Source organism: Bradyrhizobium sp. CCBAU 53351, from assembly GCF_015291745.1.
In the GTDB taxonomy this organism is placed as follows: Bacteria; Pseudomonadota; Alphaproteobacteria; order Rhizobiales; family Xanthobacteraceae; genus Bradyrhizobium.
On sequence record NZ_CP030059.1, the window covers coordinates 5,578,761 to 5,593,103 of the forward strand.

The 14,343-nt window shown below is 65.7% G+C and carries 13 protein-coding genes and 1 pseudogene; 10 read left to right on the forward strand and 4 right to left on the reverse strand.

Annotation, left to right across the window (positions count from 1 at the left end):
- Positions 1-142 precede the first annotated feature (142 nt).
- Complete coding sequence (locus XH83_RS26505; RefSeq protein WP_194403626.1) at positions 143-850, forward strand: hypothetical protein; 708 nt, start codon at positions 143-145, stop codon at positions 848-850.
- A gap of 239 nt (positions 851-1,089) precedes the next feature.
- A pseudogene (locus tag XH83_RS26510) lies at positions 1,090-1,581 on the forward strand (helix-turn-helix domain-containing protein); the annotation flags it as partial.
- On the opposite strand, the gene XH83_RS26515 reads toward XH83_RS26510, so the two are convergent.
- Complete coding sequence (locus tag XH83_RS26515) at positions 1,509-3,830, reverse strand: molybdopterin guanine dinucleotide-containing S/N-oxide reductase (RefSeq protein WP_194403627.1); 2,322 nt, start codon at positions 3,828-3,830, stop codon at positions 1,509-1,511. The pseudogene XH83_RS26510 and the gene XH83_RS26515 overlap by 73 nt on opposite strands.
- A 201-nt stretch (positions 3,831-4,031) precedes the next feature.
- Between XH83_RS26515 and XH83_RS26520 the strand changes: the two genes are divergently transcribed.
- Entirely contained in the window at positions 4,032-4,382 is a 351-nt protein-coding gene (locus XH83_RS26520) for a RidA family protein (protein WP_194403628.1), read from the forward strand.
- 49 nt (positions 4,383-4,431) lie between these two features.
- Here XH83_RS26520 and XH83_RS26525 read toward each other — a convergent pair whose 3' ends face one another.
- Together XH83_RS26525 and XH83_RS26530 are read right to left on the reverse strand one after the other, a co-directional pair.
- Positions 4,432-4,614 carry a hypothetical protein gene (locus tag XH83_RS26525; protein WP_211416624.1) on the reverse strand — a complete coding sequence of 61 codons (183 nt, stop codon included), beginning with the start codon at positions 4,612-4,614 and terminating at the stop codon, positions 4,432-4,434.
- Positions 4,615-4,741: 127 nt separating this feature from the next.
- Complete coding sequence (locus XH83_RS26530; RefSeq protein WP_194403629.1) at positions 4,742-4,936, reverse strand: hypothetical protein; 195 nt, start codon at positions 4,934-4,936, stop codon at positions 4,742-4,744.
- 87 nt (positions 4,937-5,023) lie between these two features.
- Between XH83_RS26530 and XH83_RS26535 the strand changes: the two genes are divergently transcribed.
- On the forward strand, positions 5,024-5,539 hold the full coding sequence (locus XH83_RS26535) for a ferritin-like domain-containing protein (RefSeq protein WP_194403630.1): 516 nt from the start codon (positions 5,024-5,026) through the stop codon (positions 5,537-5,539).
- A 56-nt stretch (positions 5,540-5,595) separates the two neighbouring features.
- On the opposite strand, the gene XH83_RS26540 is transcribed toward XH83_RS26535, so the two are convergent.
- Complete coding sequence (locus XH83_RS26540) at positions 5,596-6,453, reverse strand: SDR family oxidoreductase (RefSeq protein ID WP_194403631.1); 858 nt, start codon at positions 6,451-6,453, stop codon at positions 5,596-5,598.
- 265 nt (positions 6,454-6,718) lie between these two features.
- On the opposite strand from XH83_RS26540, the gene XH83_RS26545 reads away from it, so the two are divergent.
- The 6 genes from XH83_RS26545 to XH83_RS26570 all read left to right on the forward strand — a co-directional run bounded on the left by XH83_RS26545 (position 6,719) and on the right by XH83_RS26570 (position 14,342).
- Positions 6,719-7,969, forward strand: coding sequence for an ABC transporter substrate-binding protein (locus XH83_RS26545; RefSeq protein ID WP_194403632.1), 1,251 nt, complete (start codon positions 6,719-6,721; stop codon positions 7,967-7,969).
- Between the two features lie 127 nt (positions 7,970-8,096).
- A complete protein-coding gene (locus XH83_RS26550) occupies positions 8,097-8,924 on the forward strand; it encodes a helix-turn-helix transcriptional regulator (protein WP_194403633.1) in 828 nt (275 codons plus the stop codon).
- 345 nt (positions 8,925-9,269) lie between these two features.
- A complete protein-coding gene (locus XH83_RS26555) occupies positions 9,270-10,280 on the forward strand; it encodes a branched-chain amino acid ABC transporter permease (RefSeq protein ID WP_194403634.1) in 1,011 nt (336 codons plus the stop codon).
- A gap of 1 nt (position 10,281) precedes the next feature.
- Positions 10,282-11,364, forward strand: coding sequence for a branched-chain amino acid ABC transporter permease (locus tag XH83_RS26560; RefSeq protein WP_194403635.1), 1,083 nt, complete (start codon positions 10,282-10,284; stop codon positions 11,362-11,364).
- The gene (locus XH83_RS26565) at positions 11,357-12,139 is read left to right on the forward strand and encodes an ABC transporter ATP-binding protein (protein ID WP_063202625.1); all 783 of its coding nucleotides are present in this window, start codon (positions 11,357-11,359) and stop codon (positions 12,137-12,139) included. Before XH83_RS26560 ends, XH83_RS26565 begins: the two co-directional genes overlap by 8 nt.
- A complete protein-coding gene (locus XH83_RS26570) occupies positions 12,132-14,342 on the forward strand; it encodes an ABC transporter permease (protein WP_194403636.1) in 2,211 nt (736 codons plus the stop codon). Before XH83_RS26565 ends, XH83_RS26570 begins: the two co-directional genes overlap by 8 nt.
- The last annotated feature ends 1 nt before the right edge of the window (position 14,343 follow it).

Sequence of the window (14,343 nt, forward strand, 5' to 3'; positions counted from 1 at the left end):
CGCCCTGAATTGAGAGCATCTTCAACGAGATAACGTCGCAGCTCCGCTCGCAAGTCCTAACAACTTCTAACACGCCAAGCCGCAGACGCCCCGCCATGGTGCGGACACTGCAGGGTGGATATGGCGGGACATATGGCGGGACATGGCGCTTCTTGACGATGTGATCGATGCCAGCGGCGGAATGGCCCGCTGGAATAGCTTGAACCGATTCACGCTCCACCTTTCGATGGGCGGAACGCTGTTCTCGAACGCCGGACACGCCCGGGAATTCAAGGACGTGACTGCGGAAGGCTCGACCCGGACACAATCGCTCCGCTTCACCGGCATCACCGGGGGCGAACGCTCCGGCTCCTTTCAACCCGACGCGATCACCATCGAGAACCTGGATGGCGAGGTCCTGCAGTCCTGGAGCAACCCCGGCCTTGCATTCGCCGAGGTCGGCCCGCCCGCGCTTGCGGATGAACTCTATCTCGTCTTCTTCTGCGGTGTCGCGATCTGGAGTTATCTGACGACGCCGTTCCTGCTTGCGCACCCCGATGTCGTCATCGAGGAGCTGTCGCCCTGGCAGGAAAGCGCCGAGACCTGGCGCCGGCTGCGCGCGCAATTTCCGGCGCACCTGACCATGCTGGCGTCCGAGCAGATCCTTTATTTCGACGAGAGCGCCCTGCAGCGGCGCATGGATCACGATCTTTTCGGGATGAAGATCGCACATTCCTCCTGGGCCCATGACAGCTTCGGCGGCATCGTGGTTCCGACGCTTCGACGCATTCAGACCCTGCGGCCGGACGGAACCGTGATCGCCAAGCCCGTGCTGATGGACGTCGAAATCTTCGATGCCGTGTTCGAATGATGGGTTGGATGGATGCGCGAGCACAGGAGTCACTGCGGCGGGCTGTCGCACCAGGACGCACAAGATCTAACAGAACCTCATCACCCCTAACGGGAGTCCTGGCTGGTTCACCTCTATCCTTCGAGGATGGAAAGCATTGGTTGCGCGCTGCCGGGGGTCGCAAGCAATTGCAACGCAGGAAAGGACGAGCGATGTCGGACAATCTGCAGGCGGCACATGCTGACGGCCCGGCCGGCCCACGGATGGAATCGCCGCGCGTCAGGGTCAATGCCTTGCCGAAATGGCGGCTGCGGCGCGTCGAGCATTACATCGCTGAACATTTCGGCCGCTGCATCAGTCTGTCCGAGCTCGCCAATGTCGCGGGCCTGTCCAGAATGCATTTTGCGGCACAATTTCGCACCGCGACCGGCTACCGTCCCCGCGAATATCTGCTGCATCGCCGGACCGACCATGCGAAGACATTGCTCGCCACCACCGAGCGGCCTTTGGCGGAGATCGCGCTCGCCGTCGGCTTCAGCACGCAGGCGCATTTTTCGACCGTCTTCAAGCGCATCAGCGGCGAGTCTCCGGCGCGCTGGCGTCTCGCCAACAAGGGCAAACGGATCGCGGTCGAAGCGCGCCGTCCTTCCCCGGAGAGCAACTGGGTCGCTGGTGCTCCCTACGCCGGATCGAACGCGCGGATCGGCGGCAGATTGCCGGTGAACTTCTCCACTTCGACCGTCGTCAGCTGACCGGTGCAGCCCTGCGCCAGGGATGAGGTGCCGACGTCGCGGGTGAGCACGTTGGGATTGCCGTGAACGCAGAGTGGCGCCTCGTCTTCGGGATCCATCGGATCGTACCAGGCGCCGGTCGGAAGCTGCACGACGCCGGCCGCGATGCCGTCGGTGACGTGGACCGCGGCAAGGCAGGCGCCGCGCGCGTTGAACAGGCGGATGATGTCGCCGTCCTTGATGCCGCGCGCGTCCGCATCGACCGGGTTCATGCGCGCGACCTCACGGCCGCGATGCTTCGAGCTAAGCGAATGGCCGCCGAAATCGAGCTGGCTGTGCAGGCGCGTCGCCGGCTGGTTGGCGACGAGGAAGCACGGCGCGCCGGGCTTCGGCATGTCGGTCTTCTCCAGCCAGAGCGGATGTCCCGGACAATCCGCATCGCCGTGGCCCGCGATCTTGGCCGAGAAGATCTCGATGCGGCCACTCGGCGTCGGCAGCGCGTGATTGACGGGATCTTCGCGGAAGCGGCGCAGCCGGCCGCCGTCGTCGGGCTGCTGCGGCACGATGAGGCTGCCGCGCGCCCAGAATTCGTCGAAGCTCGGCGCTTCCAGCCCGCGCTTGGCGAGCGAGGCGCGGGTCGGCTGGTAGAGATGCTCCAGCCATTGCCGCGACGTGCGTCCCTCGGTGAAGGGCTCGCGTGCCCCCAGGCGCTCGGCGAGATCGGCGAAGATATCGTAATCGTCGCGCGCCAGCCCGAACGGCTCGGCGATCCGGTGCATGGCGACCATGAGGGGATCATTGGTGGAATAGCCGATGTCCTCGCGCTCCAGCGTCATCGTCGCGGGCAGCACGATGTCGGCGTGCCGCGCCGTGGCGGTCCAGGCCAGCTCGTGCACGACGAACGTATCGAGCTGCGCAAACGCCTTGCGCAGGCGGTTGATGTCCTGGTGGTGATGGAAGGGGTTGCCGCCAGCCCAATAAACGAGGCGGATATCCGGATAGGTGCGGGTCTCGCCATTGTAGCGATAGGTGGTCCCGGGATTAAGCAGCATGTCGGCGATGCGCGCCACCGGAATGAAATCGGCAACGCCGTTGCGGCCCTGCCCCAGCGTCGGCCCCGGCACGTCGTTGACGCGGCGGCCGTAATAGCCGATCGCGCCGAGCGAATAGGCGTAGCCGCCGCCGGCAACGCCGATCTGGCCGAGGGCTGCCGCCAGCACCATGCCCATCCACACCGGCTGCTCGCCATGCTCGGCGCGCTGCAGCGAATGCGAGACGGTGACCAGCGCGCGCTTGCCGGCGGCGCGGCGCGCCAGATTGCGGATGGTCGCGGCATCGACGCCCGTGATCGCGGCGGCCCAGTCGGCGTGCTTGGGCTGGCCTTCGGTTTCGCCCATGAGATAGCGCAGGAAGACCGGCCAGCCTTCGGTGTAGCGATCGAGGAAGGCCTGGTCGTGCAGACCTTCGCTGACCAGCGTGTGGACGATGCCGAGCATCAGCGCCGTGTCGGTGCCGGGTACGCAGGTCATCCATTCGGCGCCGGCTTCAACGGGAAGATCCTCGCGCAGCGGGCTGACCAGCACAAACTCGCAGCCGCGCTTGCGCGCCGCCGCCATGGCGCCGCGCTCGACATGCTTGCTGATGGAGCCGCCGGCCACCATGGAGTTCTTCAGCGCCATGCCGCCGAAGGCCAGCACGATCTCGGTCTCGGCCGCGATCTGCTCCCAGGTGACGTTGCGCTTGGTGATGTCCTCATAGCCCGCCAGAATCTGCGGCAGCAGCACAGAGGACGCCCCCGAAGAGTAAGAGTTGACCGACCGCACGTAGCCGCCCATCGCGATGTTGAGGAAGCGATGCACCTGGCTCTGGGCGTGATGGAAGCGGCCGGCGCTCGACCAGCCATAGGAGCCGCCGAACACCGCGCCGGGACCGCGCGTATCGCGGATGCGGCCGAGCTCGTCGCCGAGCAGGTCGAGAGCCTTCTCCCAGCTCACCGGGACGAACTCGTCGCGACCGCGGCGATCGTCGGGGCCCGGCCCGCGCTCGAGCCAGCCGCGCCGGATGGCCGGCTGGGCGATGCGCGCCTGGTGGCGGAGCGCACCGGGGAAATTGTCGATGATGCCGTTCGGATCGGGATCGCCCGCATAGGCCCTGACCTCGAGACCATCAGCGCCCTGACGCGCGGAAAACACGCCCCAATGCGAGGTGTGCGGCTTGAAGCCATCCGAGAGGTCCAGACCCGGGTCGGGGAAGCCAATCGTATCGTCCATCGCGTGTTCCTTGTTCCGGCACGTGGCGCCAGTATACCGATCCAGCCCGGGATGTCGCCGAGATCAGCGCTGACGGAAACGCCGGGCTGTCGTGCGCGAAGATGGGATGTGACCATCGCCGGATCAGGCGGCGCCGATTCGCGGACAACGCGCCGGAAATGTGCGATATGTCGCTCCTCTCACAGCGACAACCGACACCTCATGATCAAGCGCGATTTGCCGGACGTAGCGGAGATCCACGCAGTGGTCGAGCACAATGGTGTGCTTTACATCGGAGGCATCGTCCCGGAGGACACCAACCTCGACATGTCGGGACAGGCTAAGGACGTGCTCACCCAATTGACGCAGCTCTTAAAGGATCTCGGGTCCGATCCACACAGCGTCTTGCAGGTGACGATCTACATGACAGATCTGAAGGAGAAGGCAGAGTTCAACGCGGTCTGGAAGGCGGACTTCGCGGAAGTTGATCTGCCGGCTCGCGCCACAATCGGCGTGGCCGATCTCGGTCCGGGCGTCAAGCTCGAGATGACCGTGATCGCCGCCATGCCATAGCGGCCCATAGCGGCGCCCACCAACACCCGGCCTCGGGGGCGCGCCGGCATCATCCACGAGCGCAGCAATCGACCAGCAACTGCCAGATCCGCTGTGCTTCACTTCTCTGGTGCCCCTCCGGCACCTTCTCGGAGTTGGACTGGCCAAATGCGGCGATGGCGTGCGCCTGGCGCGGCACGATCCATCGTTCCGAGATCGGGTCGTACCATTTTCCGATGTTCACCTCAGTCACGGCGATCAACTCACAGATTCGATCAACGGTTAGCGATGCGCCTGCCGCGGCTTCATTCGAGCCATTTGGCGACGCGCCACCTCAGTTTACCAATCATGAGCTGGCGCGTTCGTTCCGATTGCCTGCATCATCCCGGCCGGGCCGGATGAAGCGTGCGCGGATGCCGCTCGTGCAGCAGCCGGGCGAGCTCCTCGCGCTCGGTCTCGCGTCCCTTCATGGCGGTCTCGAACAGCGCCTCCTGGATGTCGCGAGGCATGTCGCCCCACACGTCCATCGCTGCGCGCCCGAGCAAGCCCGCAAGATGATCACTGCCATTGTTCATTCGGCCCTCCTCGTCTGCACACGGAAATGGAACAGCTAGGGCCGGCTAGCGTTCCAGTGTCATCATTGTGAAAAGGAGGCGTCTTTTATGGGATTCTTCACCAAGGACATCAAAACGATGGAAGACCTGCTGCTGCACGGGCTGCAGGACATCTATTACGCGGAGCAGCAGATCCTGAAGGCGCTGCCCAAGATGATCGACAAGGCGACCAACAGGGATCTCGCCGCCGGGCTGAAAGCTCATCTGGACGAAACCAACAAGCAGGTCGAGCGGCTCAACAAGGTTTTCGCCAAGCTCGGCAAGGAGCCGAGCGGCACGCAGTGCCCGGCCATCGACGGCCTGATCGAGGAAGCCGACGCGACCGCCGGCGAGATCGAGGACAAGGCCGTGCTCGATGCCGCGATCGTCGCCAACGCGCAGGCCGTGGAGCACTACGAGATGTGCCGCTACGGCACACTGATCGCCTGGGCGGAAGAGCTCGGCCACGACGACATCGTGCGCTTCCTCACCACCAATCTGAACGAGGAGAAGGCGGCCAACACCAAGCTGAACACGGTGGCACTCCGCAAGGGCGTCAACGCCAAGGCGTCCAACGCCGCCTGATCGAGATTCGCCGATTGCGAGATGGCGGCCCGGCTTGCCGCGCCGCCACCTGCTCCTCAGATGAACGGTTTCCCGCCGGTGACGGCCAGCGTGGCTCCCGACGTGTAGCTCGAGAGCGGATCGGCCAGCATGACATAGGCGGTCGCAAGCTCGGCCGGCTGGCCGGCGCGCTGCATCGGGACCTGCTTGCCGAAATTCTTGACCCTTTCCTCCGACATGGTCGAGGGGATCAGCGGCGTCCAGATTGGACCCGGGGCCACGGCGTTGACCCGAATGCCCTTCTCGGCCAGCATCTGGGCAAGTCCGCCCGTGAAATTCTGGATGGCGCCCTTGGTCGTGGCGTAGGCCAGCAGCGTCGGGTTCGGCATGTCCGAGTTCACCGACGCCGTGTTGATGATCGCAGCGCCCGGCCGCATGTGCGGCACGGCGGCCTTGGTCAGATAGAACATGGCGTGGATGTTGGTCGCGAACGTCAGCTGCCACTCCTCGTCGCTGATATCCCCGATGTCCTTGAACGTGGCCTGATGCGCCGCATTGTTGACGAGGATATCGATGCCGCCGAGCTCCTCCACGGCGCGGCGCACGATGGAGCGGCAGTGCTCGGGCTCAGAGATGTCGCCGGGGATCAGGACGACCTTGCGTCCTTCCCGCTCCACCAGCGCCTTGACCTCGGCCGCGTCCTCGTCCTCGTTCAGATAGGAGATGACGATGTCGGCGCCTTCGCGGGCGTAGGCGATTGCCACGGCACGACCGATGCCGCTGTCGCCGCCGGTGATGAGCGCCTTCTTCCCGGCCAGACGTCCTGAGCCTCGATAGCTCTCCTCGCCGTGATCGGGACGTGGCTTCATCGCACGCGTCGAACCGGGCATCGGCTGCTGCTGCGACGGATAAGGCGGTCTTGGATAGTCGGTCATGAAGCGGCTCCAGCAATGTGCTCCGCTAACAGGGGCCTGCCGGAAGCGTTCCTGTGACCGCACTGCTGCAGCGCGGAACCATTTGCGCCGCAGCATTCGAAAATGAGACTGCCCGTCAAGCCGGGCTAGGCCCTCACGCATGCACTGCGGGCGACTTCGGTTAGCTTCCTTTCAAAGCCGCGGACCTTCGAGAGCCAGCCTTCGAAAGTCACGGGGCGCCGCACCGCCCGGTGCGGCAATAATCGACGACACAGGGAGGAGCACAATGTCGAAATGCAGCATAGGACTGCTCGCGCTGAGCAGCCTGTTTCTTTCAAGCGCGGCGATCGCCCAGGAGAAGATCAAGGTGGGCGTGACCGCGACCCTCGAAGGCACCTACACGGTGCTCGGCGAGGACGGCATGCGCGGCCACCAGACCGCGCTCAACGTGTTGGGCAAGAAGATCGGCGACAAGGAGCTCGAATTCATCGTCGCCTCGACCGACGCGACGCCGGACTCCGCCGTGCGCGCCGTGCGAAAATTGATCGAGCAGGACAAGGTGCAAATCCTGCTGTCGCCGCTTTCCGGCGACGAGGGCATTGCGGTGAAGAACTTCGCCAAGACCCATCCGGAGCTGACCTTCATCAACGCCGCATCGGGCGCGCAGGAAACGACCTATGTCGACCCTGCCCCGAACTTCTTCCGTTACAACATGGATGGCGCACAGTGGCAGGTCGGCCTCGGCAAATACGCCTATGACGAGAAGAAATATCGCAAGATCGCAACCGTCGGCGAGGACTATTCCTTCATCTACACCCAGGTGTTCGGCCTCGTGCTCGAGTTCTGCGGCGCCGGCGGACAGGTCACCAACCGGCAATGGGTGCCGCTCGGCACCAAGGATTTCGCTTCGGTGATCGCCGCGCTGCCCGACGACGTCGATGCGATCTATCTCGGCCTCGGCGGCGCGGACGCCGTCAACTTCCTCAACCAGTATCAGCAGGCCGGCGGCAAGGCGCATCTGATGGGCGGCTCCATCATGATCGACCAGACCATCCTGTCGTCCAAGGGCAATGCCAAAAACGCCCTGATCGGCACCATCGCGGCGAGCGGCCAGGCCGACACCTGGGAGGATCCGGGCTGGCAGAAATTCGTGAAGGCCTATCAGGACGCCTTCCCGCCCAACAAACGCTTCCCCAGCCCGTCCCTGCTGGCCACCAATTATTACGGCTCGACGATGGCGCTGATCCTGGCCCTGCGTGAGGTCAACGGCGATCTCAGCAACAATCAGTCGAAGTTCAAGGCTGCGCTGGCGAAGATCGAGATCGACGCGCCGAACGGCAAGATCAAGCTCGATTCCAACCGCCAGGCGATCGGCACCAACTTCGTCACCGAGGTCGTGGATGACGGCAAGGGCGCGCTGTTCAGCAAGGTCGTGAAGGTGATCCCGAACGTGAACCAGACGCTTGGCTACGATCCGGCCGTGTTCTCCAAGATCGGACTGCCGAGCCGCACCGTGCCGGAATGTAAGAAATACTGACGCATCACGACTGCCACCACGCAAGATGGGGGAGCGACTTGCTGACGCGGTCGCTCTCCGCTCTTGCAATCTCGGCGGCGTTGTTGAACGCTAGCCGAAAAGACAAGAACATTCGGGAGGGGAAGGCATGAGCCGTGCGCTCGCCGTCTTCCACGGCCGGTTCGGTCGGGCGACGGTTTATCAGTTGAACCGCCCTTTCAATATCCACGCCCATCGTGAAGGTCATCTGATCTTCCATGTCGGCGGCATGCCCGCATGCATCGACGTTTGCGAGGGGCACCATGATCTCGACGAGACGTCCGTCGTCGCGGTCAATCCGTGGGAACCGCACAATTTCCTGCCCGCCGACATGGACGGCGGCGCGATCTTCTTCGTGCTCTATGTCAATGCCGAATGGTTTGCGCCCGATGCCTCCGGCACCCACCGGCTGCGCTTCGGCCGCACCCAGTTCAAGCGCACGCCGGCCCTCGACAAGCATATCAGGCGGACCGCCGCGCTCGTTTGCGGCGCACCATCGCTCTCCAGCCTGGATTCCGAGCTGCGGCGGCTGATCGACATCTGTTACGACGAAAGCTGGCAGCAGGCCGAGATCGCGCGCGATCCGCGCGCAAATGGATCCGTCACCGATTTCCGCGTGCGCAAATGCATCAAGATGATGTCGGAGAGCCCCGGCGCCGAGATCGAGCTCGACACCATCGCGCGGGAATCCGGCCTGTCGCGGCCGCACTTCTACCGCTTGTTCCGCGTCCAGACCGGCGTGACGCCGAACCTCTATCTCAACACGCTGATCATGGAACAGGCGCTCGAAGCGCTGGTGGCAAGCGAGACACCGATCGCCGATATCGGCTTCGATCTCGGCTTCTCCTCGCAGAGCGGCTTCACCCGTTTCTTCGCCGCCAATGTCGGGATGGCCCCGACCGACTACCGCCGCGCGGCCAAGATCTTGCGCGCCTGATATCCACGCGAAAAGATACTCACGATCAAACGTTCCCCTCCGAGCCTCGCTAGGATGCCGGCAACGCGATCCCGAAAGAGGATCGCGAGTCCAGGGAGGACGTGCGTCCATGGCGAGGTGTGCAGCCGCTGCGAGGCTGTCTGACCTGCATTCAGAGGACGGCGCGGAGCGCTACGGCCTGACTGCTGCCTCTCCCCGCTTGCGGGGAAAGGGTTGGGGTGAGGCGGAGCTTCCGCGCGGACTGCGGCAGTTCGACAGGTGGAGCGCCCCCCTCACCCGGATTGCGCTCGCGCGCAATCCGACCTCTCCGCGCAAGCGGGGCGAGGTCAAGACAGGGGGCTCGTCATGAGCCGCTTTGTCGAACGCCATCCGGCCTGGGCGCTGATCGTGATCATCGCGATTGCCGTCGCGCTCTGGCTGATCTTCGCGGTCTGGCCGCCGGGCCTCGAAGAGGCCGTCGGCCGCAAGCGCGTCTTCCTCAATGCCGTCTTCAACGGCATCACGCTCGGCGGACTCTACTTCCTCGTCGCCAGCGGCTTCACGCTGATCTTCGGCCTGATGCGCAACGTCAACCTGGCGCACGGCTCGCTCTATCTGTTCGGCGGCTATATCGGCTACGCCATCAGCTCGGCGACCGGATCCTGGGTCCTCAGCTTCATCGTTGCCTTCATCCTCACCGCCGTGGTCGGCGTGCTGCTCCAGGTGATCGTGTTCCGCCGGATGGAGGGACAGGATCTCAGGCAGACCATGGTGACGATCGGCCTGTCGATCGTGTTCGCCGACCTCATGCTGTGGGCCTGCGGCGGTGACTTCTACCAGATCCAGACGCCGAACTGGCTGATCGGCCCCATCGAGCTGCCGCTGATCACCGCGGTCAAATCCTCGGGCGAGCCGGTGTATCTCAGATACCCCATGGTGCGGCTGGTGATCTTCGCGGCATCCGTGATCATCGGTGTTGCGATGTGGCTCGCGCTTAATCGCACCCGCATCGGCATGATCATCCGCGCCGGCGTCGACGACCGCGATATCCTCGCCGCGACCGGTGTCCGGATCCAGCTCGTCTTCGTAGCCGTGTTCGCGTTCGGCGCGGGGCTGGCGGGCATCGCCGGCGTCGTCGGCGGCACCTTCCAGTCGTTGTCGCCCGGCGAGGACATCCGCTTCCTGCTTGCGTCCCTGGTGGTCGTGATCGTCGGCGGCATGGGCTCGATCCCGGGCGCCGCGCTCGGCGCGCTGATCATCGGCCTCGCCGAGCAGCTCGGCTCGGTCTACATCCCGACCTATGCCATCGTCGTGACCTTCCTGATCATGGTGCTGGTGCTGGCGATCCGGCCGCAAGGCCTGTTGGCGAGGCGCTGACATGTCGCTCACCCACGATGCCCGCATTGCCGGTCGCCCCGCCACCATGGCGCAACGCGCGGCGCGGACATGGCCAGAGTTCAGCAATCCCGCCGCCTGGATCGTCGCGCTCATTCTCGTCATCATGCCGCTGATCGCCAACGGCTTCTTCCTGATCGAGATCTTCGCCTCCACCTTGATTCTCGGGACCATGGCGCTGAGCCTGATGTTCCTTGCCGGCTATGGCGGCATGGTCAGCCTGATGCAGCTCACCATCGCGGGCTTCTCGGCCTACATGGTCGCGGTGTTCGGCGTCAGCGGAAACGCCAATATCAGCCTGGGCTGGCCGTGGTGGCTCGCGGTCCCCATGGCGCTGGCGCTCGCGACCGCCTTCGGCACGCTCGGCGGCGCGCTCGCGGTACGCACCGAAGGCATCTACACCATCATGATCACGCTGGCGATCGGAGCTGCCTTCTACTATTTCACCAACCAGAACTGGGCGATCTTCAACGGCCACACCGGCATCAACAACGTGGCCACGCCGCGCTTCTGGGGCGTGAACTGGCGCGCCGACATTCCCTTCTATTACATCGTGCTCGCGGTCGCCGCGCTCTGCTACTTCGCGGTCGAGTATCTCTCGCGCGCACCCTTCGGCCTTGCGCTGCAGGGCGTGCGCGACAATCCGCGCCGCATGGCGGCGCTCGGCTTCAACGTCAATGCGCACCGCGTCGCGGCCTATGCCTTCGCCTCTTTCGTGGCCGCACTCGCCGGCGTGCTCCAGGTCTGGAACTATCGCCAGATCTCGCCGGGCTCGGTCAGCGTCGGAGCCTGCATCGACGTGCTGATCATCGCCGTCGTCGGCGGCATCACGCGCCCGATCGGTCCCTTCATCGGCGCGCTGATCTTCGTGCTGCTGCGCACGTTCGCGCTCGACGTTCTGATCAAGCTCGGGCTTGACGGCAACCGGTTCCGGCTGCTGATCGGGCTCGGCTTCCTCGCCATCGTGTTCTGGTCCTCGGACGGCGTCATCGGCCTGTGGCAGCGCTGGCGCCAGAGCCAGCGGCCGCCTGCAGATCGACCGGGCGGAGGACGCGGTCATGGATAGCGTCGCGCAGCGCCTCTCGGCCGTCGGCGCCGGCGCCGCGCTGGAGCTGCGCGGCGTGACGCGGCTGTTCGGCGCACTGGCGGCGTTGACCGACATCACCATCACCGTGCGTCCCGGCGAGCGGCGCGCCGTGCTCGGCTCCAACGGTGCCGGCAAGACCACGCTGTTCAATTGCATCACAGGCGATTTCCCGCCCTCCTCCGGCACAATCCGTTTCTTCGGCGAGGACGTCACGCACTTCCCGCCCTACGAACGCATCCGCCGCGGGCTGCGCCGGACCTACCAGATCTCGGCGCTGTTCCCCGGCCTCACCGTGCAGGACAATGTCTATCTCGCCTGCCGTGGCGTCTCGCGCGGGCGCTTCTCGTTCCTGCGGCCGGGGCAGAACGACGCCTTGATGCATGCGGCCGACAACCTCGTGCAGGCCGTGCATCTGTCCGCAGTGAAGGACCAGCGCGTGGCCGAGCTAGCGCACGGCCAGCAGCGCCAGCTCGAGATTGCACTCGCGCTCGCCGGTGCCCCGCGCTTCGTGCTGTTCGACGAGCCGGCCGCCGGCCTGTCGCCGACCGAACGGGCCGAGCTGATCGAGATCCTGACCTCGCTGCCGGCGCATATCGGCTACATCATCATCGAGCACGACATGGACGTGGCGCTCCGCGTCGTCGAGAGCGTCACGATGATGCACAACGGCCGCATCTTCAAGGAGGGCCTGCCGGAAGAGATTCAATCCGACCCCGAAGTGCAGGAGCTTTATCTCGGAGGCGGCCATGAATGAGCCCCGCCGCTCCGCCGCCGCGCTCGAGGTCCGCGGCCTCGACGTCTATTACGGCCATTCGCACGCGCTGCAAGGCGTCGACCTCACGCTGGAGAGCGGCGTGTTCTCCGTCGTCGGCCGCAACGGCATGGGCAAGACCACGCTGTGCAAGGCGATCATGGGGCTGGTGAGCGTGAGCGGCGGCTCGATCCGTGTTCGCGGTGAGGACGTCACGCGGCGGCCGTCGGCCCAGATCGCCCGGCTCGGTGTCGGCTATGTGCCGCAGGGCCGCCGGCTCTGGCGCTCGCTCAGCGTCGACGAGCATCTGCAGCTCGCCGGCGGAATGCGCTCGGGCCCCTGGACCGTCGAACGCATCTACGACACCTTCCCGCGCCTTGCCGAACGCAAGGGTCACGGCGGCGGCCAGCTCTCCGGCGGCGAGCAGCAGATGCTGGCGATCTCGCGCGCGCTGCTCACCAATCCGCATCTGCTCATCATGGACGAGCCGACCGAGGGGCTCGCGCCCGTCATCGTCGCGCAGGTCGAGGAGATGCTGCTGCGGCTTGGCGAGGACGGCGACATGTCCGTGCTCGTGATCGAGCAGAACATCGGCGTCGCCACCGCGATCTCGCGCAACGTCGCGATCATGGTCAACGGCCGCATCAACCGCATCATCGAGTCCGCCCGGCTCGCGGCCGACCGCGAGCTGCAGCAGCGCCTGCTCGGCGTCGGGCTTCACGCCGAGCTCGAGCCGGACCTCGACGTCGCCGCGTCCGGCACCGAAGCCAAACCGGCGCCCGCTCCGCGCCGCGACGGGCCGATCCGCATCTACATCTCCAACCCGACGCTGCCGACGCGGTGGTCGCAGCCGGTGCCGATCGCCCGCATCGAGGCGGCGGCGCGCACGCTCTCGACCCAGGTCGCGCGGCTCGACGAGACCGCGCGGCGCAAGCGCGAGCCCGTAGCGGCGCAGACAGCCGGCCCGCCTGTCGTACTGGTCGTCGGCACGCTCGACACCAAGGGCGTGGAGCTGCGCTTCCTCCGCGACATCATCGCCGAAAGCGGCCTGCGCACGCGCCTCGTCGACGTCTCGACCAGCGGCAGGCATTCCAGCTGCGATGTTTCCGCGCAGGAGATCGCCCTGAACCACGGCCGCGGCGGCTCCGCCGTGTTCGGCCCGGATCGCGGCGCTGCCGTGACGGCGATGGCCGACGCGTTCGCCAATTGGCTGCGGCGCCAGGGCAACGTCGCCGGCGTGATCTCGGCCGGCGGCTCGGGCGCGGCCTCGCTGGTTGCCCCGGGCATGCGCGCGCTCCCCATCGGCGTGCCCAAGCTGATCATCTCCTCCGTCGCGTCCGGCGACGTCGGCCCCTATGTCGGCCCCGCCGATATCACGATGATGTATTCCGTCACCGACGTGCAGGGGCTGAACTCGATCTCGCGCGCGGTGCTGGCCAACGGCGCCAACGCGATCGCCGGCATGGTCAAGGCACGGCTCGATGCGCGCACGTCGACCGCCCGCGAGGCCGGTGGCTTGCCCTCGGTCGGCATCACCATGTTCGGCGTGACGACGCCGGCGGTGCAGAAGATCGCCGCCGAGTTGCGCGAGGATTTTGAGTGCCTGGTCTTCCATGCCACCGGCGTCGGCGGCCGTTCCATGGAGAAGCTCGTCGAGTCCGGCCAGCTTGCCGGCATCATCGACCTCACCACGACCGAGATCTGCGATCTCCTGATGGGCGGCGTGTTTCCGGCGACGGAGGACCGCTTTGGCGCGATCATCCGCAGCCGGCTGCCTTACGTCGGCTCGGTCGGTGCGCTCGACATGGTCAATTTCGGCGCGCCCGACACCATTCCCGAGCGCTACCGCGGCCGCAAATTCCACGTCCACAATCCGCAGGCGACGTTGATGCGGACAAGCGTCGAAGAGAACGAGCGCATGGGCCGCTGGATCGCCGAGCGGCTCAACCAGATGGACGGCCCCGTGCGCTTCTTCCTGCCCGAGGGGGGCGTCTCCGCGCTCGATGCGCGCGGCCAGCCGTTCTGGGATCCGGACGCCGACGCCGCGCTGTTCCGCACGCTCGAGCGCGATGTGCGGCAGACCGGCAACCGCCAGCTCATCCGCACGCCTAAGAACATCAACGATCCCGAGTTTGCCGCCACTGTCGTCAGCGCGTTCCGAACCCTGTTCGGCCGCACCGGCGCACGGCGGAGACTAGCGAGGTGAC